Origin of the sequence: Streptomyces amakusaensis, assembly GCF_039532665.1 — a bacterium.
GTDB classification, from domain to species: Bacteria; Actinomycetota; Actinomycetes; order Streptomycetales; family Streptomycetaceae; genus Streptomyces; species Streptomyces amakusaensis.
Genome location: NZ_BAAASB010000011.1, coordinates 67,143 through 84,873, shown reverse-complemented (window position 1 = coordinate 84,873; position 17,731 = coordinate 67,143). Strand labels below are relative to the sequence as shown.

The 17,731-nt window shown below is 67.5% G+C and carries 25 protein-coding genes; 1 reads left to right on the top strand and 24 read right to left on the bottom strand.

Annotated elements, in window-relative coordinates; translation table 11 throughout:
• Positions 1-96 precede the first annotated feature (96 nt).
• The 4 genes from glmM to ABD371_RS20325 all read right to left on the bottom strand — a co-directional run bounded on the left by glmM (position 97) and on the right by ABD371_RS20325 (position 4,670).
• Positions 97-1,455 (bottom strand): phosphoglucosamine mutase, encoded by a 1,359-nt coding sequence (gene glmM / locus ABD371_RS20340; RefSeq protein WP_344478906.1) that lies wholly within the window; start codon positions 1,453-1,455, stop codon positions 97-99.
• Between the two features lie 204 nt (positions 1,456-1,659).
• Positions 1,660-2,187, bottom strand: coding sequence for a 30S ribosomal protein S9 (gene rpsI / locus ABD371_RS20335; RefSeq protein WP_190121682.1), 528 nt, complete (start codon positions 2,185-2,187; stop codon positions 1,660-1,662).
• A 41-nt stretch (positions 2,188-2,228) separates the two neighbouring features.
• On the bottom strand, positions 2,229-2,672 hold the full coding sequence (gene rplM, locus ABD371_RS20330) for a 50S ribosomal protein L13 (RefSeq protein WP_190121683.1): 444 nt from the start codon (positions 2,670-2,672) through the stop codon (positions 2,229-2,231).
• Positions 2,673-3,047: 375 nt separating this feature from the next.
• The gene (locus ABD371_RS20325) at positions 3,048-4,670 is read right to left on the bottom strand and encodes an ABC-F family ATP-binding cassette domain-containing protein (protein ID WP_344478903.1); all 1,623 of its coding nucleotides are present in this window, start codon (positions 4,668-4,670) and stop codon (positions 3,048-3,050) included.
• Positions 4,671-4,738: 68 nt separating this feature from the next.
• Here ABD371_RS20325 and ABD371_RS20320 point away from each other — a divergent pair, with 68 nt between their 5' ends.
• Positions 4,739-5,671 carry a hypothetical protein gene (locus ABD371_RS20320; protein ID WP_344478901.1) on the top strand — a complete coding sequence of 311 codons (933 nt, stop codon included), beginning with the start codon at positions 4,739-4,741 and terminating at the stop codon, positions 5,669-5,671.
• Here ABD371_RS20320 and truA read toward each other — a convergent pair.
• The 20 genes from truA to rplN all read right to left on the bottom strand — a co-directional run bounded on the left by truA (position 5,642) and on the right by rplN (position 17,716).
• Positions 5,642-6,520: a tRNA pseudouridine(38-40) synthase TruA gene (gene truA / locus ABD371_RS20315; RefSeq protein ID WP_381734050.1), complete on the bottom strand. Its 879-nt coding sequence runs from the start codon at positions 6,518-6,520 to the stop codon at positions 5,642-5,644. The genes ABD371_RS20320 and truA overlap by 30 nt on opposite strands.
• Positions 6,521-6,602: 82 nt before the next feature.
• Positions 6,603-7,106 carry a 50S ribosomal protein L17 gene (rplQ, locus tag ABD371_RS20310; RefSeq protein WP_190121687.1) on the bottom strand — a complete coding sequence of 168 codons (504 nt, stop codon included), beginning with the start codon at positions 7,104-7,106 and terminating at the stop codon, positions 6,603-6,605.
• A 149-nt stretch (positions 7,107-7,255) separates the two neighbouring features.
• Positions 7,256-8,278, bottom strand: coding sequence for a DNA-directed RNA polymerase subunit alpha (locus ABD371_RS20305; RefSeq protein ID WP_003956430.1), 1,023 nt, complete (start codon positions 8,276-8,278; stop codon positions 7,256-7,258).
• Between the two features lie 121 nt (positions 8,279-8,399).
• Positions 8,400-8,804 carry a 30S ribosomal protein S11 gene (gene rpsK / locus ABD371_RS20300; RefSeq protein ID WP_003956432.1) on the bottom strand — a complete coding sequence of 135 codons (405 nt, stop codon included), beginning with the start codon at positions 8,802-8,804 and terminating at the stop codon, positions 8,400-8,402.
• Between the two features lie 100 nt (positions 8,805-8,904).
• On the bottom strand, positions 8,905-9,285 hold the full coding sequence (rpsM, locus tag ABD371_RS20295; RefSeq protein WP_190121688.1) for a 30S ribosomal protein S13: 381 nt from the start codon (positions 9,283-9,285) through the stop codon (positions 8,905-8,907).
• A gap of 197 nt (positions 9,286-9,482) precedes the next feature.
• Positions 9,483-9,596 (bottom strand): 50S ribosomal protein L36, encoded by a 114-nt coding sequence (gene rpmJ, locus ABD371_RS20290; protein ID WP_003956441.1) that lies wholly within the window; start codon positions 9,594-9,596, stop codon positions 9,483-9,485.
• Positions 9,597-9,661: 65 nt separating this feature from the next.
• Positions 9,662-9,883 carry a translation initiation factor IF-1 gene (gene infA / locus ABD371_RS20285; RefSeq protein ID WP_003956442.1) on the bottom strand — a complete coding sequence of 74 codons (222 nt, stop codon included), beginning with the start codon at positions 9,881-9,883 and terminating at the stop codon, positions 9,662-9,664.
• 222 nt (positions 9,884-10,105) lie between these two features.
• On the bottom strand, positions 10,106-10,942 hold the full coding sequence (gene map / locus ABD371_RS20280) for a type I methionyl aminopeptidase (protein WP_344478895.1): 837 nt from the start codon (positions 10,940-10,942) through the stop codon (positions 10,106-10,108).
• Between the two features lie 198 nt (positions 10,943-11,140).
• Positions 11,141-11,800, bottom strand: coding sequence for an adenylate kinase (locus ABD371_RS20275; RefSeq protein ID WP_344478894.1), 660 nt, complete (start codon positions 11,798-11,800; stop codon positions 11,141-11,143).
• Positions 11,800-13,119, bottom strand: coding sequence for a preprotein translocase subunit SecY (gene secY / locus ABD371_RS20270; protein ID WP_190121691.1), 1,320 nt, complete (start codon positions 13,117-13,119; stop codon positions 11,800-11,802). Before secY ends, ABD371_RS20275 begins: the two co-directional genes overlap by 1 nt.
• 257 nt (positions 13,120-13,376) lie before the next feature.
• On the bottom strand, positions 13,377-13,832 hold the full coding sequence (gene rplO, locus ABD371_RS20265; protein ID WP_190121692.1) for a 50S ribosomal protein L15: 456 nt from the start codon (positions 13,830-13,832) through the stop codon (positions 13,377-13,379).
• A gap of 1 nt (position 13,833) precedes the next feature.
• On the bottom strand, positions 13,834-14,016 hold the full coding sequence (rpmD, locus tag ABD371_RS20260; protein ID WP_005313525.1) for a 50S ribosomal protein L30: 183 nt from the start codon (positions 14,014-14,016) through the stop codon (positions 13,834-13,836).
• Positions 14,016-14,621 carry a 30S ribosomal protein S5 gene (rpsE, locus tag ABD371_RS20255; protein WP_190121693.1) on the bottom strand — a complete coding sequence of 202 codons (606 nt, stop codon included), beginning with the start codon at positions 14,619-14,621 and terminating at the stop codon, positions 14,016-14,018. Before rpsE ends, rpmD begins: the two co-directional genes overlap by 1 nt.
• Positions 14,622-14,666: 45 nt before the next feature.
• Complete coding sequence (gene rplR, locus ABD371_RS20250; RefSeq protein ID WP_153486742.1) at positions 14,667-15,050, bottom strand: 50S ribosomal protein L18; 384 nt, start codon at positions 15,048-15,050, stop codon at positions 14,667-14,669.
• A 3-nt stretch (positions 15,051-15,053) separates the two neighbouring features.
• Complete coding sequence (gene rplF, locus ABD371_RS20245) at positions 15,054-15,593, bottom strand: 50S ribosomal protein L6 (RefSeq protein WP_190121694.1); 540 nt, start codon at positions 15,591-15,593, stop codon at positions 15,054-15,056.
• 20 nt (positions 15,594-15,613) lie between these two features.
• Complete coding sequence (rpsH, locus tag ABD371_RS20240; protein WP_190121695.1) at positions 15,614-16,012, bottom strand: 30S ribosomal protein S8; 399 nt, start codon at positions 16,010-16,012, stop codon at positions 15,614-15,616.
• A 263-nt stretch (positions 16,013-16,275) separates the two neighbouring features.
• Positions 16,276-16,461: a type Z 30S ribosomal protein S14 gene (locus ABD371_RS20235; RefSeq protein ID WP_003956452.1), complete on the bottom strand. Its 186-nt coding sequence runs from the start codon at positions 16,459-16,461 to the stop codon at positions 16,276-16,278.
• Between the two features lie 3 nt (positions 16,462-16,464).
• Entirely contained in the window at positions 16,465-17,022 is a 558-nt protein-coding gene (rplE, locus tag ABD371_RS20230) for a 50S ribosomal protein L5 (protein ID WP_190121696.1), read from the bottom strand.
• Positions 17,022-17,345 (bottom strand): 50S ribosomal protein L24, encoded by a 324-nt coding sequence (gene rplX / locus ABD371_RS20225; protein ID WP_190121697.1) that lies wholly within the window; start codon positions 17,343-17,345, stop codon positions 17,022-17,024. Before rplX ends, rplE begins: the two co-directional genes overlap by 1 nt.
• 2 nt (positions 17,346-17,347) lie before the next feature.
• Positions 17,348-17,716: a 50S ribosomal protein L14 gene (gene rplN / locus ABD371_RS20220; RefSeq protein WP_003956455.1), complete on the bottom strand. Its 369-nt coding sequence runs from the start codon at positions 17,714-17,716 to the stop codon at positions 17,348-17,350.
• Between the last annotated feature and the right edge of the window lie 15 nt (positions 17,717-17,731).

Below are 17,731 nucleotides of genomic sequence, written 5' to 3'. Positions count from 1 at the left end.
ACATCCAGCCCGTCCGGGGTCCCCGGGCGAAGCCCAGGGGGAGTTTGAGGACAAACCCCGCACCACAAGGCCCCGCACCCGACAACCCGGCCAACCTCACCCCAGCGCCAGCTTCACCACATCGGCGAGGCGCTCCGCGACCGAGCGCGCCTGCTCGATGTCCGCCGCCTCCACCATCACCCGCACCAGGGGCTCCGTCCCGGACGGCCGCAGCAGCACCCGCCCGGTCGCACCCAGCTCGCGCTCGGCCTCGGCGACCGCGTTCGCCAGCTCGGCGGAGGTCTGGACCCGCGACTTGTCGACGTCGGGGACGTTGATCAGCACCTGCGGCAGCCGCTCCATCACCCCGGCCAGCTCCGCGAGCGACCGCCCGGTCGCCGCGACCCTGGCGGCGAGCAGCAGCCCGGTGAGGGTGCCGTCGCCCGTGGTGGCGTGGTCGAGGATGATCACGTGCCCGGACTGCTCGCCGCCGAGCGCGTACCCGTCCCGCTTCATCGATTCGAGGACATAGCGGTCGCCGACCGCCGTCTGCACCAGCTCCACCCCCTCGCGCTCCATCGCGATCTTGAAGCCGAGGTTGGACATGACGGTGCCGACCACGGTGTTCCCGCGCAGCGTCCCCGCCTCGCGCATGGCCAGCGCCAGCACCGCGAGGATCTGGTCGCCGTCGACCTCCGCGCCGGATCCGTCGACCGCGAGGCAGCGGTCGGCGTCGCCGTCGTGCGCGATGCCGAAGTCCGCGCCGTGCTCGACCACGGCCGCCCTGAGCTGCCCCAGATGGGTCGATCCGCAGCCGTCGTTGATGTTGAGCCCGTCGGGCGCCGCGCCGATGGTGACGACCTGCGCGCCGGCCCGGGTGAAGGCCTCGGGCGACACCTTCGCCGCCGCTCCGTGCGCCTCGTCCAGGACGATCTTGAGCCCGTCGAGCCGGTTGGGCACGGAGGCGACGAGATGGGCGACGTACCGCTCGAAGCCCTGGTCGTAGTCGGTGACCCGGCCGACGCCCGCCCCGGTCGGCCGGTCCCACGGAGCACCGGTGCGGTGCTGCTCGTAGATCGCCTCGATCCGCTCCTCCAGCTCGTCGGCGAGCTTGTGGCCGCCGCGCGCGAGAAGCTTGATCCCGTTGTCGGGCATGGCGTTGTGGCTGGCGGAGAGCATCACGCCGAAGTCGGCGTCGAGCGCGCCGGTCAGATACGCCACCGCCGGAGTGGGCAGCACGCCGACCCGCAGGACGTCCACCCCGGCGCTCGCGAGGCCCGCCACGACGGCGGCCTCCAGAAACTCCCCCGACGCCCGTGGATCGCGTCCGACCACAGCGGTCGGCCGGTGCCCCGCGGAGATTCCCGCCTCGGCGAGCACATGCGCTGCGGCCACCGAGAGGCCCAGCGCCAGCTCCGCCGTCAGATCCGCGTTGGCGACACCGCGCACACCGTCCGTGCCGAAGAGTCGTCCCACAGCTGTCCTCCGAAATTGGTCCGTGATGCTCCGAAACAGCAAGCCTATGAACGCGTTATGCCCGTTCTACGCCCGAGGTGCTGGTGAATGCGCGCTCCGGGCCGTGGTGAATGGGCGCGTTCACGGCCCGGCCGTGGGAAAGACGTACGCCCCGGCAGCACTGAGTGCTGCCGGGGCGTACGGAAATACAGGCCGAGCAGGCGATTAACGCTTGCTGTACTGCGGGGCCTTACGGGCCTTCTTCAGACCGGCCTTCTTGCGCTCGACCGCACGGTCGTCGCGGCTCAGGAAGCCGGCCTTCTTCAGCGTGGCGCGGTTGTTGTCCACGTCCGCCTCGTTCAGCGCACGGGCCACACCCAGGCGCAGCGCGCCGGCCTGACCGGAGACACCGCCGCCCGAGATGCGGGCGATGACGTCGTAGCGGTCGTCGAGCTCGAGCACCTTGAAGGGCTCGTTGACTTCCTGCTGGTGCACCTTGTTGGGGAAGTAGTCCTCAAGGGTGCGACCGTTGATCTTCCACTTGCCGGTGCCCGGGACGATCCGGACGCGGGCGATGGCGTTCTTGCGACGGCCCAGGCCGGCGGCCGGCTGGGGGTCACCGAAACGGGACGCGAGGGACTCGGAGGTGTACTCGCCCTCGACGGGCGCCTCCGACTCGAAGGTGGTGACCTCGGCGTAGGTCTCGGTCTCTTCGACCTCGACGACGGGGGCTTCGGCGGTGGTCTCGGCCACGATTTTCCTCAGATTCTTTTCGTCTTAGGGGATGGCCGGAACTACTGCGCGACCTGGGTGATCTCGAACGGTACCGGCTGCTGAGCAGCGTGCGGGTGGTTCTCGCCCGCGTAGACCTTCAGCTTCGAGAGCATCTGACGGCCCAGGGTGTTCTTGGGGATCATGCCCTTGATGGCCTTCTCCACAGCCTTCTCGGGGCTCTTGGAAAGCAGCTCGTCGTAACGGACGGAGCGCAGACCGCCCGGGAAGCCGGAGTGGCGGTACGCCATCTTCTGGGTCTTCTTGTTGCCGGAGAGGTGAACCTTCTCGGCGTTGATGATGATGACGAAGTCGCCCATGTCCATGTGGGGGGCGTAGGTCGGCTTGTGCTTGCCCCGGAGGAGGTTCGCTGCCGTAGTCGCCAGACGGCCCAGGACGATGTCCTGCGCGTCGATGATGTGCCACTGGCGCGTGACATCGCCGGGCTTGGGGCTGTACGTACGCACGGTCGTAGCCTTCGCTTCTTCAGTGAGTGGGTCTCCCTGTGCCCGAGGGCACCAGGAGTGGGTCCTGACAAGGCCAGCCGGACGACGACGACAGCTGTGGCAGCACTACGGGGACGCAACCCGAGCGCTTGCCGCTGGTCATCAGCCGGTGGACCGGCGTAAGGGCCCCTCACGTGAGATAGAGCAAGCCAATACGCATAACGAAGCAGAAGCTTACCCGCGCACCGCCGGACGGGTCAAAACGCCGGGGAGACGACCCGCCCCGACGGCCTCACCAGGCACTGGGCCACACCCCCGGAAATCCACCCAGAGCGCCCGGCGGACCCTCGGGCCGGAAAGGCCGCCCCGAGGGGCGGAAACCGGCCAGAAGGGGCCTCAGCGAGCCCGCTCGACCCGTCGCTCGTCCCACACCGGCCCATCGGTCTCCCGGACCACCCCGTCCGAGCCGAAAACCAGATAGCGATCGAACGAACGAGCGAACCACCGGTCGTGGGTCACCGCCAGCACCGTCCCCTCGTACGACTCCAGACCGTCCTGGAGCGCCTCGGCGGACTCCAGGTCCAGGTTGTCCGTCGGCTCGTCCAGCAGCAGCGCCGTGGTGCCCGCCAGCTCCAGCAGCAGGATCTGGAAGCGCGCCTGCTGCCCGCCCGAGAGCTTGTCGAAGCCCTGGTCGCCCTGGCGCTCCAGCTCGTACCGCCGCAGCACCGACATCGCGCCGCCCCGGTCCTTGGCGTGCTCGGTCCACAGGATGTCCACCAGCGTGCGGCCCATCAGCTCGGGATGGGCGTGCGTCTGCGCGAAGTGACCGGGCACCACCCGGGCGCCCAGCTTCCAGGAACCGGTGTGCGCCACCGTCCCCTCCCCCGCCAGCAGCCGCAGGAAGTGCGACTTCCCCGAGCCGTTCGACCCCAGCACCGCGACCCGCTCGCCGTAGAAGACCTCCAGGTCGAACGGTTTCATCAGACCGGTCAGCTCCAGCCCCTGACAGGTCAGCGCCCGCACCCCGGTGCGCCCGCCGCGCAGCCGCATCCGGATGTCCTGCTCGCGCGGCGGCTCCGGCGGCGGACCGACGTCCTCGAACTTCTTGAACCGGGTCTGCATCGCCCGGTAGCGCGAGGCCATGTCCGGGCTGATCGCCGCCTGCTGCCGGAGCCGGAAGACCAGCGCCTTCAACCGGGCGTGCTCCTCGTCCCACCGCCGCTTCAGCTCCTCGAAGCGCGCGAACCGCTCCTTGCGGGCCTCGTGGTACGTGTCAAAACCGGCGCCGTGCACCCAGATGTCCGAGCCCGCCGGGCCCGGCTCCACACTGACGATCTTCTGCGCCGTACGGACCAGCAGCTCACGGTCGTGGGAGACGAAGAGGACCGTCTTACGGGTCTCCTTCAGCCGCTCCTCCAGCCAGCGCTTGCCCGGAACGTCCAGATAGTTGTCCGGCTCGTCCAGCAGCAGCACCTCGTCGGGGCCCCGCAGCAGCGCCTCCAGCGCCAGCCGCTTCTGCTCGCCGCCGCTCAGCGTCCGCAGCTCGCGCCACTGCGCCTTCTCGTACGGAACGCCCAGCGCCGCCATGGTGCACATGTCCCAGAGCGTCTCGGCCTCATAGCCGCGCGCCTCCGCCCAGTCGCTCAGCGCCTGCGCGTACTTCATCTGCGCGGCCTCGTCGTCGACGGTCAGGATCAGCTCCTCGGCCTCGTCGACCGCCCGCGCCGCGTCCCGCACCCGGGGCTGGGCCAGCGACACCAGCAGATCCCGTACTGTCCGCTCGTCCCGCACCGAGCCGATGAACTGGCTCATCACACCCAGCCCGCCGGTGACCGACACCGAGCCGCCGTGCGGCTGAAGCTCCCCCGAGATCAGCCGCAGCAGCGTCGTCTTGCCCGCGCCGTTCGCGCCGACCAGCGCGACCACCGCCCCTTCGCCCACCCGGAACGAGGCGTCGCCGAGCAGCACCCGCCCGTCGGGAAGGTAGTACTCCAGATGTGCCGCCTCAAGATGTCCCATAACGCGATTCTCGCCCCCGCCGCCCGTTGGGCCCAACCGTTTTAAGGGCAGGCCCTAAGATTCGCCGCATGAGCTTTGGCCAGGGGGGACCTCCGTGGGGGTCCGGCGGACAGCATCAGGATCCTTACCACTCCCAGCAGGGGGCACCCGGTCCCTTCGATCCGCAGGGGACGGGACCGTCCGGCGGAACTCCCGACTGGGCCGCGCTCGCCGACCGGTCGGCGGCCCGCTCCCGCCGCAAGCGCTGGCTGCTGATCGGCGGCGGAGTGCTCGCCACCGCCGCGATCGCCGGCCTGGTGGCGACCGCGATCGTCTCCCGGGACGGCCGCGGCGACGCCGCGTCGCCCCAGGGCACCGCGAGCGCGCTGCCCGGCCCGCAGGAGCTGCCCAGCGAGTCCGCCCAGCCGGATCCCGCCTTCTCCTCCGTCGCACCGCCCGCCGCGCCCGACCCCAAGGACTTCGTCTCCAGCGAGCTGAAGGACACCGCCCCACTGACCGCCGACAGCCTCTTCCCCGGCCGCAAGCTCACCATGGGCGGCCGGGCGTACGCCAAGGGCGCGGTCGCCCGTACCGTCCAGTGCGCCCCCGCCACCCAGGGCGGCCTCGGCGCGATCCTCCGGGACAACGGCTGCGACCAGGTCTTCCGCGCCACATACAGCCGCGACGGCATCGCGGTCACCGTCGGGATAGCGGTCTTCGGCCGGGAGAGCGAGGCCAGGAGGGCCGTCTCGCAGACCACCAAGGGCAAGACCATCGCCCCGCTGATGAGCCCCGGCGTGCCCACCTTCTGCAAGGGCGGCCCGGTCTGCCGCTACACCGCGAACTCCTACGGCCGCTACGCCTACTTCACCGCCACCGGCTACACCACGCCCAAATCGGTGACCCCCGGCGACCGCCCGGCCTTCCAGGCAGGCGACGACCTGGCGGAGTTCACCTTCCGCCAGATCGTCCGCCGGGGCAACGCCCAGGCCTCAGCAGCAGTTGTCGACCCCGCCGGCTGACCCGGGCAGCGACCGCTTGTTGCGGGCCTCCCGGTTCCGGGCGGCCAGCAGCTCGTCGGCGGGATAGCCGACCTCCTCCAGGGTCAGCCCGTGCGGTCGTACGACATGCACGGCCGAGTCCCGTACGCCCGCCGCCAGCACCTCGGCGGGCCACTGGACCGGCCGGTGCCCGTCGCCCACGAACAGCAGCGCGCCCACCAGCGAGCGCACCATGTTGTGGCAGAAGGCGTCGGCCCGCACGGTCGCGGTGACGATCCCCGACTCGTCCCGCTCCCAGGAGAGCCGCTGAAGGGTGCGGATGGTCGTCGCGCCCTCGCGCTTCTTGCAGTACGCGGCGAAGTCGTGCTCGCCCACCAGACCGGCCGCCGCCTCGTTCATGGCGTCGACGTCCAGCGGCCAGTCGTGCCAGAGCACATGTCCGCGGAGCAGCGGGTCCACCCCGCCCGGCTCGTCGGTCACCCGGTAGGCGTACCGCCGCCAGACCGCCGAGAAGCGCGCGTTGAACCCCGCCGGGGCCTCCGCCACCCGCCAGATCCGCACATCGCGCGAGAGCCGCCCGGCGAGCCGCTTCAGCAGCTTCTCCCGGTGCTCCTCCCAGACCTCGACGGGCAGATCGACATGCGCCACCTGGCCGCGCGCGTGCACCCCTGCGTCGGTACGGCCCGCCACGGTCAGCTCATACGTACGGGCGGACCGGGTCACGGTCCGCAGCGCGTCCTCGATGTCCCCCTGGACGGTGCGCCGCCCGCCGGCCTGCTTGGCCCACCCGGAGAAGTCTTTTCCGTCGTACGACAGATCCAGCCGCACCCGGACCGACCCGGGCTCCACGTCATCACTCACTCGACACATCCTCTCAGAGTCCCCGGACAGCGGAACGGGCCCGCTCCCCGGAGGGAGCGGACCCGTTCACAGGTCACCGGAGCGCTGTGGCTCAGGCGTCCTTGGACTCCTCGGCGGCCTCGGCCGGCTTGGCGTCCTCGACGGCCTCGGCGGACGCGTCGTCCTTCTTGAGGGCGTCTTCCTTGACCGCGCGCTTGGCGGCGGCCTCGGCCTCGGCGACGGTGGCCTTCTTGGCGATCTCGCCCTCGACCAGCTCGATCATGGCCATACGAGCGTTGTCACCGCGGCGGTTGCCGACCTTGGTGATACGGGTGTAGCCACCCGGGCGCTCGGCGTACCGCGGGGCGATCTCGGTGAAGAGCGCGTGCACGATGCCCTTGTCCGTGATCGTCTGCAGCACCAGGCGACGGTTGTGGATGTCGCCCTTCTTCGCCTTGGTGATCAGGCGCTCGGCGACCGGACGCAGGCGGCGGGCCTTGGCCTCGGTCGTGGTGATGCGGCCGTGCTCGAACAGCTGCTTCGCGAGGTTCGCGAGAAGCAGACGCTCGTGCGCGGCGCTGCCGCCCAGACGGGCACCCTTGGCAGGCTTCGGCATGGTGTTTCTCCTTGTGTGCTGCACCGGCCGTATCAGGTACCGGTGTCAGTTCCCCCGAGGCGGCTGCCACGGGAAAGTCTTTCGAGGCCGGGGCCTCGGGCCCGGGCCGGGCCTGCGGAATCAATCCCGCGAACCCCGCCGGAGGCGAATCAGTACTGCTCGGTCTCCACGAAACCGGCGTCCGCGTCGTCGTCCGCGCCGAAGGCGTCGGCCGCGGCGGTCGGGTCGAATCCGGGGGGGCTGTCCTTGAGCGCCAGGCCCATGCCCGCCAGCTTCGCCTTGACCTCGTCGATCGACTTCGCGCCGAAGTTGCGGATGTCGAGCAGGTCCGCCTCGGAGCGGGCGACGAGCTCGCCCACCGAGTGGATGCCCTCACGCTTGAGGCAGTTGTACGAGCGGACCGTGAGCTCGAGCTCCTCGATCGGCAGCGCCAGGTCGGCGGCGAGGGCGGCGTCCGTGGGGGACGGGCCCATGTCGATGCCCTCGGCGTCGATGTTCAGCTCGCGGGCGAGACCGAACAGCTCGACCAGGGTCTTGCCGGCGGAGGCCATGGCGTCGCGCGGGCGCATCGCCTGCTTGGTCTCGACGTCGACGATCAGCTTGTCGAAGTCGGTGCGCTGCTCGACACGGGTCGCCTCGACCTTGTACGTGACCTTGAGCACCGGGGAGTAGATGGAGTCGACCGGGATCCGGCCGATCTCCTGGCCCACCTGCTTGTTCTGGACGGCGGAGACATAGCCGCGACCGCGCTCGACGGTCAGCTCCATCTCCAGCTTGCCCTTGCCGTTCAGCGTGGCGAGAACCAGGTCGGGGTTGTGCACCTCGACACCGGCCGGGGGCGCGATGTCGGCGGCGGTGACCAGACCCGGGCCCTGCTTGCGCAGGTACATCACGACCGGCTCGTCGTGCTCCGAGGAGACGACCAGCTGCTTGATGTTGAGGATCAGGTCGGTGACGTCCTCCTTGACGCCCGGCACGGTGGTGAACTCGTGCAGGACACCGTCGATGCGGATGGACGTGACCGCCGCACCCGGGATCGAGGAGAGGAGCGTACGGCGCAGGGAGTTGCCGAGGGTGTAACCGAAGCCCGGCTCCAGCGGCTCGATCACGAACCGGGAGCGGTACTCGTCGACGACCTCTTCGGTCAGCGAGGGACGCTGAGCGATCAACATGTGAATCGGTCCTTCAGTCGGGGGCGCCCACTATTTGACGCCCGACATATGCGAGACAAGGGTACGGGCGGCACGGCCCGAAAAGGGGTCGTACCGCCCGGACACCCAGCTGAAGCGAGCGTCAGACGCGACGGCGCTTCGGCGGACGGCAGCCGTTGTGCGGCGTGGGGGTGACGTCCTGGATCGAGCCGACCTCAAGGCCGGTGGCCTGGAGGGAGCGGATCGCGGTCTCGCGGCCGGAGCCGGGACCCTTGACGAAGACGTCAACCTTGCGCATGCCGTGCTCCTGCGCGCGGCGGGCGGCCGACTCGGCGGCCATCTGCGCGGCGAAGGGGGTGGACTTGCGCGAGCCCTTGAAGCCGACGTGGCCGGCGGAGGCCCAGGAGATCACGTTGCCGGACGGGTCCGTGATCGAGACGATCGTGTTGTTGAACGTGCTCTTGATGTGCGCGTGGCCGTGAGCGACGTTCTTCTTTTCCTTGCGGCGCACCTTCTTGGCAGCGCCCTGACGACCCTTGGGGGGCATCTATATCTCCTACGGGAGGTGGTCGGTCCTACAGCGAAGACCGCTTGGCTGTGCGGGGCTCGGAGGTCGCCCTCCGGCGTTCCGCAGCGTCCGCTGAGGACTACTTCTTGCCCGGCTTCTTCTTGCCGGCGATGGCGCGACGCGGGCCCTTGCGGGTACGAGCGTTCGTGCTGGTGCGCTGGCCGTGGACCGGCAGGCCGCGACGGTGGCGCAGACCCTGGTAGCAGCCGATCTCGACCTTGCGGCGGATGTCGGCCTGGATCTCGCGGCGGAGGTCACCCTCGGTGCGGAGGTTGGCGTCCACGTACTCGCGGATCTTGACCAGGTCCTCTTCGGCCAGGTCACGAACGCGGGTGTTCGGGTTCACGCCGGTCGTGGCGAGGATCTCCTTGGACCGGGTGCGCCCGATACCGAAGACGTAGGTGAGTGCGATCTCCACGCGCTTTTCGCGCGGGATGTCGACACCGGAAACGCGTGCCATTCAACGGCTCCTGTGTTTTCGGGGGTCTTCCACAGAACCGGATCCCGACCGCCGACCCCACTGCTGTGAAGTGGTACGTCCGGGTCCCCGGCCCCCGCCGGAGGTGTCGCCGGCCCGCTGTGCGGGCTGGGCGGGTTCTGCGTATGTACGAATTGCTCGCGTCGCGCGAAGAACTGCGGTAGTGCAGATCGGTTGCGTCAGCCCTGGCGCTGCTTGTGGCGCAGGTTGTCGCAGATGACCATGACCCGACCGTGACGGCGGATCACCTTGCACTTGTCGCAGATCTTCTTGACGCTCGGCTTGACCTTCATGGGATGTCAGGTTCTCCGGGTCAGTGCCGACACCCGTCCCGAAACCGGGAAAGGCGCGACAAGATCTACTTGTACCGGTAGACGATCCGGCCACGCGTCAGGTCGTACGGAGACAGCTCCACCACGACCCTGTCGTCCGGGAGGATACGGATGTAGTGCATCCGCATCTTGCCGGAGATGTGCGCGAGGACCTTGTGACCGTTCTGAAGCTCCACCTTGAACATCGCGTTCGGGAGGGACTCGATCACGGTGCCCTCGATCTCGATGGCACCTTGCTTCTTGGCCACGCTTCGCCCTTCGAATCGGCTACCTTGATCGACTCCCGCCGCCGTATGCAGACACACGGGTACACGAGAGCCGACGCATCAGTCTACGTCAGCCCATTCGAAATGACTAATCCTGCATGAATGCCCAGCCTGGAAGATCCTTACGCCCCGGCACCGGGCCCGGAATGACGGGCCCGGCGGGCGGACGGCGGGCGGACGCGGCCGGACGGCGGTGGGACCGGCTCAGCCCAGCGGGTCCGGCGCGGCGGTGATCCCCAGCTCGGCGAGCTTGGCCCGGCCGCAGTCGGGCGAGGTGAGCACCAGCGGGCCCTCCTCGGTGACGGCCACGGAGTGCTCCCAGTGCGAGGACCAGGTGCCGTCCGTGGTGATCACGGTCCAGTCGTCGGAGAGCACCTCGGTCTGCGGGGTGCCGAGCGACACCATCGGCTCGATGGCCAGGCAGAAGCCGGGGACCAGCTTGGGGCCCTTGCCGCGCTTGCGGGCGACGTAGTTCAGCAGATGCGGGTCCATGTGCATCTCGGTGCCGATGCCGTGCCCGCCGTAGTCCTCGATGATCCCGTACCGGCCGCCGCCGGGCTTCGGCTGGCGGCGGATGTAGGTCTCGATGGCCCGGGAGACGTCCACCAGCCGGTTGCCCGGCTTCATGGCGGCGATCCCCGCCCACATGGACCCCTCGGTGACCCGGGACAGCTCGATCAGCTCCGGGGCGTGACCGCCGCCCACGAAGACGGTGAACGCCGCGTCCCCGTGCCAGCCGTCGATGATCGCGCCGGCGTCGACGGAGAGGATGTCGCCGTCCTTGAGGACGGTCTTGTCGTCCGGGATGCCGTGGACGACGACCTCGTTCACCGAGGTGCAGATCGTGGCGGGGAATCCGCCGTATCCGAGGAAGTTCGACTTGGCCCCGTGGTCGGCGATCACCTTCCGGGCGACCTCGTCCAGGTCCTTGGTGGTGGCGCCCGGCACGGCGGCCTCGCGGGTCGCGGCGTGGATCGCGGCGACGACCAGCCCGGCCTCGCGCATCTTCGCGATCTGCTCCGGGGTCTTGATCTGCACCATGGCCTTTTGCCTGCCCCTCTGTGCGGCGGGCCCGCCGCCGCTTTCGCGGAGGCGATCGCGCTCCGCTGTGGTCTCTTCATTATTGGCCGGTGTCCGTGAGGCCGCTCAGCGGTCCGGACGGACACCGCTCAACAGTACGGCCGCGATGCCCTGGGGACATCGCGGCCGTACCGTTCAGTAACGCTTACCGCTTTACCGCTACGCCTTCTCGGGCTTCTTCAGCGCGTCCATCGCCCGCCCGGTCACATCGGTGACCTTGCCGAGTGCCGAGATCGTCACCACGAGGCCCTGGCCCCGGTAGTAGTCGATGATCGGCTCGGTCTGGGTGTGGTAGACCTCGAGACGCTTCCGGACGGTGTCCTCGGAGTCGTCGTCGCGCTGGTACAGCTCGCCGCCGCAGGTGTCGCAGACACCCTCGTGCTCCGGCGGGGAGTACGTCACGTGGAAGACATGGCTGGAGTCGTTGCGGCAGATCCGGCGACCCGCGATCCGCTTCACGACCTCGTCCTCGGGGACCTCCAGGTCGAGCACCGCGTCCAGCGTCATGCCCTCGGACTTCAGCATCGCGTCCAGCGCCTCGGCCTGCGAGACATTGCGCGGGAAGCCGTCGAGCAGGAAGCCGTTCTCGGCGTCCGGCTTTTCCATCCGGTCCTTGGCCATGCCGATGGTGACCTCATCGGGCACCAGCTCTCCCTCGTCCATGAAGGACTTGGCCTTCAGCCCGAGCGCGGTGCCCTGGCTGATATTGGCGCGGAAGAGGTCGCCCGTTGAGATGTGCGGGATCGAGAGGTTCTTGGCAAGGTACGCGGCCTGCGTTCCCTTGCCGGCACCAGGAGGCCCGACGAGGACGATTCGCATCAGCGGAGGAACCCTTCGTAATTGCGCTGCTGGAGCTGGCTCTCGATCTGCTTCACGGTCTCCAGACCCACACCCACGATGATGAGGATGCTCGTCCCGCCGAACGGGAAGTTCTGGTTCGCGCCTCCGAAGCCTGCCAACGCCATCGTCGGGACAAGAGCAATCAGACCCAGGTACAGCGAGCCCGGCCAAGTAATCCTGTTGAGCACGTAGCTCAGATACTCGGCAGTAGGTCGACCAGCCCGGATTCCCGGGATGAAGCCACCATACTTCTTCATGTTGTCGGCGACTTCCTCGGGGTTGAACGAGATAGCCACGTAGAAGAACGCGAAGAACACGATCAGGAAGAAGTACGCGGTGATGTAGTAGGGGTGGTCACCCTTGACGAAGTACGACTCGATGAACGTCTTCCACCCGGACGTACCGCTGGAGAACTGAGCCACCAGCGCCGGGATGTACAGCAGCGACGAGGCGAAGATGACCGGGATGACACCGGCCTGGTTCACCTTGAGCGGGATGTACGTGGAAGTGCCGCCGTAGGAACGCCGGCCGATCATGCGCTTGGCGTACTGCACGGGGATTCGGCGCTGGGCCTGTTCCACGAAGACGACCAGGCCCACCATCACGAAACCGATCAGGATGACGGTGCCGAACTCGATCCAGCCCTGGGCGAGCTTGCCGCTCTCCTTGATGGCCCACAGGGCGCCGGGGAAGCCGGCCGCGATCGAGATGAACATCAGGATCGACATGCCGTTGCCGATACCGCGATCGGTGATCAGCTCACCGAGCCACATGGTGGCGGCGGTGCCGGCGGTCATGGTGACCACCATGACGATCGTGGTGTAGATGGATCTGTCCGGCACGATCTGATTGGCGACCTGACAGCCACTGAACAACGCGCCGCTGCGAGCCGTGGCGACCAGACCCGTGCCCTGGAGTACCGCGAGGGCGACCGTCAGATAACGGGTGTACTGGGTAATCTTCGCGGTTCCGGACTGGCCCTCCTTCTTGAGGGCCTCCAGTCGCGGAATGACCACGGTCAGCAGCTGCAGGATGATGCTCGCCGTGATGTACGGCATGATGCCCAGCGCGAAGATGGTGATCTGCAGCAGCGCTCCGCCACTGAACATATTCACCAGGCCGAACAGGCTGTTGTTACTCTCCGAAGCCTGTTTGACACAGAACTGTACGTTCTGATAATCGATGCCCGGAACCGGGATGTGCGACCCGATTCTGTACAGCACGATGATGCCGAGCGTGAAGAGCAGTTTCTTGCGCAGGTCGGGCGTCTTGAACGCCCGGGCGAACGCGGTCAGCACGGTGCCTCCTGCGACCCCCGCGCTACTGCGTCAGAGGTGACGGTCTTGAGGATCGACGAATACGAATCAGACAATCCCTCACAGCCCCTGAGCAAGCGGACCATGCGGGCACGAGGACAGAGCCCCCGCATCTTTACAGCAACAGTGCACGCCACCTTACCGGCGACAGTGCCCCCCTTGGAACGACCAACCGGGGATGCCCCATTTGAGAGGGCATCCCCGGTCGGATGTTTCAGCCTTTAGCCACTGAACTGGTCTCAGACGAGCTCGGTGACGCTACCGCCGGCAGCGGTGATCTTCTCCTTGGCGGAGCCGGAGACGGAGTCAACCGTCACCGTCAGCGCCACGGAGATCTCGCCCTGGCCCAGGACCTTGACGAGGCTGTTCTTGCGAACCGCGCCCTTGGCGACCAGACCGGCCACCGTGACTTCGCCACCCTCGGGGTAGAGCGAAGCGAGCTTCTCCAGGTTGACAACCTGGTACTCGGTGCGGAACGGGTTCTTGAAGCCCTTGAGCTTCGGGAGACGCATGTGGAGGGGCATCTGCCCACCCTCGAAGCGCTCCGGAACCTGGTAACGGGCCTTGGTGCCCTTGGTTCCACGACCAGCGGTCTTACCCTTGGACGCCTCGCCTCGACCCACACGGGTCTTGGCGGTCTTGGCACCCGGGGCGGGACGGAGGTTGTGGAGCTTCAGCGGGTTGTTCTCCGCCATGTCAGTCGACCTCCTCAACCGTCACGAGGTGGCGGACGGTGTGAACCATTCCGCGGAACTCGGGGCGGTCCTCCTTGACAACCACGTCGTTGAGCCGCTTGAGGCCCAGCGAACGCAGCGTGTCGCGGTGGTTCTGCTTGCTGCCGATGTACGACTTCGTCTGCGTGATCTTGAGGCGGGCCATTACGCACCCGCTCCCGCACGCGCACGAAGCAGAGCCGCGGGGGCGACGTCCTCGAGGGGCAGACCACGGCGAGCCGCGATCTCCTCGGGACGCTGCAGGCCCTTGAGGGCCGCCACGGTCGCGTGCACGACGTTGATCGCGTTGTCGGAGCCGAGCGACTTCGACAGGATGTCGTGAACGCCGGCGCACTCCAGAACGGCGCGCACCGGGCCACCGGCGATAACACCGGTACCGGGGGAAGCAGGCTTGAGCAGAACGACGCCTGCGGCCTTCTCGCCCTGGATGGGGTGCGGGATGGTGCCCTGGATACGGGGAACCTTGAAGAATGCCTTCTTGGCCTCTTCAACACCCTTGGCGATCGCGGCCGGCACCTCCTTGGCCTTGCCGTAACCGACACCGACGGTGCCGTCACCATCGCCCACCACGACCAGCGCGGTGAAGCTGAAGCGACGACCACCCTTCACAACCTTGGCGACGCGGTTGATCGCGACAACGCGCTCAACGTACGCGGTCTTCTCGGCGGCAGCTGCGCCGCCGTCACGGCCCTTCCGGTCCCGCCGCTCGCCGCCACCGGCACCGCTTCCGCGGCGCTGGGGTCCAGCCATTGGATTACCTCTCTCTGTTACGTCCGTTAGTCCCGGAACCGGGGCTTAGAACTTCAGCCCGGCTTCGCGGGCGGCGTCAGCCAGAGCGGCAATGCGCCCGGCGTACCTGTTGCCACCACGGTCGAAGACGACAGCCTCGACGCCGGCGGCCTTGGCGCGCTCAGCGACCAGGGCACCGACCTGCTTGGCCTGGGCGCTCTTGTCACCCTCGCCACCGCGGATCGAGACGTCCAGGGTCGACGCCGACGCGAGCGTGTGGCCCGCGATGTCGTCGATGACCTGAGCCACGATGTTGCGGTTGGAACGCGTCACGACCAGGCGCGGACGCTCCGGCGTACCGGAGACGTGCTTGCGGACGCGGATGTGGCGTCGCTTGATGGCAGCGCGCTTGTACGCGTCGCCCTTAGCAATCTTGACACCGTATGCCATGGCTTACTTACCCGCCTTTCCGACCTTGCGGCGGATGACCTCGCCCGCGTACTTGACGCCCTTGGCCTTGTACGGGTCAGGCTTCCGCAGCTTGCGGATGTTCGCGGCGACTTCGCCGACCTTCTGCTTGTCGATGCCCTCGACCGAGAACTTGGTCGGCGACTCGACCTTGAAGGAGATGCCCTCGGGCGCCTCCACCGTGATCGAGTGGCTGTAACCGAGCTGGAACTCCAGGTTGGAGCCCTTCGCGGCGACGCGGTAACCGACACCGCTGATCTCGAGCGCCTTGGTGTATCCCTGGGTCACACCGGTGATCATGTTCGCCACCAGCGTGCGGGACAGGCCGTGAAGGGCCTTGTTCTGACGCTCGTCGTTCGGGCGAACGACGTTGAGCACGCCGTCCTCACCCTTAACGATCTCGATCGGCGCGGCGACGGTGTGGATCAGGGCGCCCTTGGGGCCCTTCACCGCTACCGTGCGGCCATCGATGGTGACGTCCACACCGGCGGGAACCTGGATGGGGAGCTTGCCGATACGCGACATTGCTTTTCCTCCGTTCCCGACTACCAGACGTAGGCGAGGACTTCCCCACCCACGCCCTTCTTCTGAGCCTGCTGGCCGGTCAGGAGACCGTGCGACGTGGAGATGATCGCCACGCCGAGGCCACCGAGAACCCTGGGCAGGTTGGTGGACTTCGCGTACACGCGGAGGCCCGGCTTCGAAATCCGCTTAATGCCCGCGATGGAGCGCTCACGGTTCGGACCGAACTTGAGCTCGAGGACGAGGTTCTTGCCGACCTCGGCGTCCTCGACCTTCCAGCCCGTGATGAAGCCCTCCTGCTGGAGGATCTCCGCGATGTGCGACTTGATCTTGCTGTGCGGCATCACGACGGAGTCGTGGTATGCCGAGTTCGCGTTACGCAGACGCGTCAGCATGTCTGCGATGGGATCAGTCATGGTCATGAATTGGCCTTCGGCCTCTCTCGCCGGGGTTTCCTGTATGCGCCATCCCTCTCCCCACACAGGGGCGGGACGGGTGCGGCGCGGGGACCTACGGCGTAGTAAGTCGTACGGGCGGCGGACGCCCAACCCTCCCAGCCTAAGCCATGGAGAGAGGGGCCTCCGCCAGCCCTCTGCTTACCGAGAGACTCCAGTGATCCGATTCAACGCTGCCGTCCTGAGCCGCTCCCCTCAAGGAGCGGTGTCCGGACGACGAGTTGAAAGGACTACCAGGAGCTCTTGGTCACGCCCGGCAGCTCGCCGCGGTGAGCCATCTCACGAAGGCACACACGGCAGAGGCCGAACTTGCGGTACACGGAGTGGGGACGACCGCAACGCTGGCAGCGCGTGTAGGCACGCACGCCGAACTTGGGCTTGCGGGCGGCCTTGGCAATGAGAGCCTTCTTCGCCACGGCTCACGCCTCCTTGAACGGGAAGCCGAGGTGACGGAGGAGCGCGCGGCCCTCAGCGTCGTTGGTCGCCGTGGTGACCACGGTGATGTCCATACCCCGGACGCGGTCGATCTTGTCCTGGTCGATCTCGTGGAACATGACCTGCTCCGTGAGACCGAAGGTGTAGTTGCCACGGCCGTCGAACTGCTTGGGGGACAGACCACGGAAGTCGCGGATGCGCGGAAGCGCGAGCGACAGGGTGCGGTCCAGGAACTCCCACATGCGGTCGCCACGAAGCGTGACGTGGGCACCGATCGGCTGGCCCTCACGCAGCTTGAACTGCGCGATGGACTTACGGGCCTTGGTGACGGCCGGCTTCTGACCGGTGATCGTGGTGAGGTCCTTGATGGCACCGTCGATCAGCTTGGAGTCGCGGGCGGCGTCGCCCACACCCATGTTGACCACGATCTTGACGAGGCCGGGAACCTGCATGACGTTCTCGAACGAGAACTCCTCAAGCAGCTTGCCCTTGATTTCCTCGCGGTACTTCGTCTTGAGACGCGGAGTGGTGGTGGTAGCCATCAGATGTCCTCACCCGTCCGCTTGGCAACGCGGATCTTGTTGCCCTCGTCGTCGAAGCGGTAACCGACGCGGGTCACAACCTTGTTGCCGTCCTTCTCCACAACGAGCTGAACATTGCTCACGTGGACGGGGGCCTCGGTGGTGATGATCCCACCGGTCTGCGAACCGCGAGCGGTCTGACCGGCCTTGGTGTGCTTCTTGACCCGGTTGACACCCTCGACCAGGACGCGGTCCTCGCGGGGGAAGGCCTGAATGACCTTGCCCTGCTTGCCCTTGTCCTTACCGGTGATGACCTGAACCAGGTCGCCCTTCTTGATCTTCATGCTTACAGCACCTCCGGCGCGAGCGAGATGATCTTCATGAACTTCTTCTCGCGCAGCTCACGGCCCACCGGGCCGAAGATACGGGTGCCACGAGGGTCGCCGTCGTTCTTGAGAATGACAGCGGCGTTCTCGTCGAAGCGAATGTACGAGCCGTCCTGGCGGCGGCGCTCCTTGACGGTGCGAACGATGACCGCCTTGACGACGTCACCCTTCTTCACGTTGCCACCGGGGATCGCGTCCTTGACGGTGGCGACAATGACGTCACCGATGCCCGCGTAGCGGCGACCCGAGCCACCGAGAACACGGATGCAAAGGATCTCCTTGGCACCAGTGTTGTCGGCGACACGCAGTCGCGACTCCTGCTGGATCACGTCTATCTCCTGATT

Coding starts and splice junctions, on each gene's coding strand:
- ABD371_RS20325 (WP_344478903.1), bottom strand. CDS start 4,670: ATGGGACATCTTGAGGCGGCACATCTGGAGTACTACCTTCCCGACGGG.
- ABD371_RS20320 (WP_344478901.1), top strand. CDS start 4,739: ATGAGCTTTGGCCAGGGGGGACCTCCGTGGGGGTCCGGCGGACAGCAT.
- truA (WP_381734050.1), bottom strand. CDS start 6,520: ATGTGTCGAGTGAGTGATGACGTGGAGCCCGGGTCGGTCCGGGTGCGG.
- rplQ (WP_190121687.1), bottom strand. CDS start 7,106: ATGCCGAAGCCTGCCAAGGGTGCCCGTCTGGGCGGCAGCGCCGCGCAC.
- ABD371_RS20305 (WP_003956430.1), bottom strand. CDS start 8,278: ATGTTGATCGCTCAGCGTCCCTCGCTGACCGAAGAGGTCGTCGACGAG.
- rpsK (WP_003956432.1), bottom strand. CDS start 8,804: ATGCCCCCCAAGGGTCGTCAGGGCGCTGCCAAGAAGGTGCGCCGCAAG.
- rpsM (WP_190121688.1), bottom strand. CDS start 9,285: ATGGCACGCGTTTCCGGTGTCGACATCCCGCGCGAAAAGCGCGTGGAG.
- rpmJ (WP_003956441.1), bottom strand. CDS start 9,596: ATGAAGGTCAAGCCGAGCGTCAAGAAGATCTGCGACAAGTGCAAGGTG.
- map (WP_344478895.1), bottom strand. CDS start 10,942: ATGGTGCAGATCAAGACCCCGGAGCAGATCGCGAAGATGCGCGAGGCC.
- ABD371_RS20275 (WP_344478894.1), bottom strand. CDS start 11,800: ATGCGAATCGTCCTCGTCGGGCCTCCTGGTGCCGGCAAGGGAACGCAG.
- rplO (WP_190121692.1), bottom strand. CDS start 13,832: ATGGCGGAGAACAACCCGCTGAAGCTCCACAACCTCCGTCCCGCCCCG.
- rpmD (WP_005313525.1), bottom strand. CDS start 14,016: ATGGCCCGCCTCAAGATCACGCAGACGAAGTCGTACATCGGCAGCAAG.
- rpsE (WP_190121693.1), bottom strand. CDS start 14,621: ATGGCTGGACCCCAGCGCCGCGGAAGCGGTGCCGGTGGCGGCGAGCGG.
- rplR (WP_153486742.1), bottom strand. CDS start 15,050: ATGGCATACGGTGTCAAGATTGCTAAGGGCGACGCGTACAAGCGCGCT.
- rplF (WP_190121694.1), bottom strand. CDS start 15,593: ATGTCGCGTATCGGCAAGCTCCCCATCCAGGTTCCCGCCGGTGTGGAC.
- rpsH (WP_190121695.1), bottom strand. CDS start 16,012: ATGACCATGACTGATCCCATCGCAGACATGCTGACGCGTCTGCGTAAC.
- rplE (WP_190121696.1), bottom strand. CDS start 17,022: ATGGCTACCACCACCACTCCGCGTCTCAAGACGAAGTACCGCGAGGAA.
- rplX (WP_190121697.1), bottom strand. CDS start 17,345: ATGAAGATCAAGAAGGGCGACCTGGTTCAGGTCATCACCGGTAAGGAC.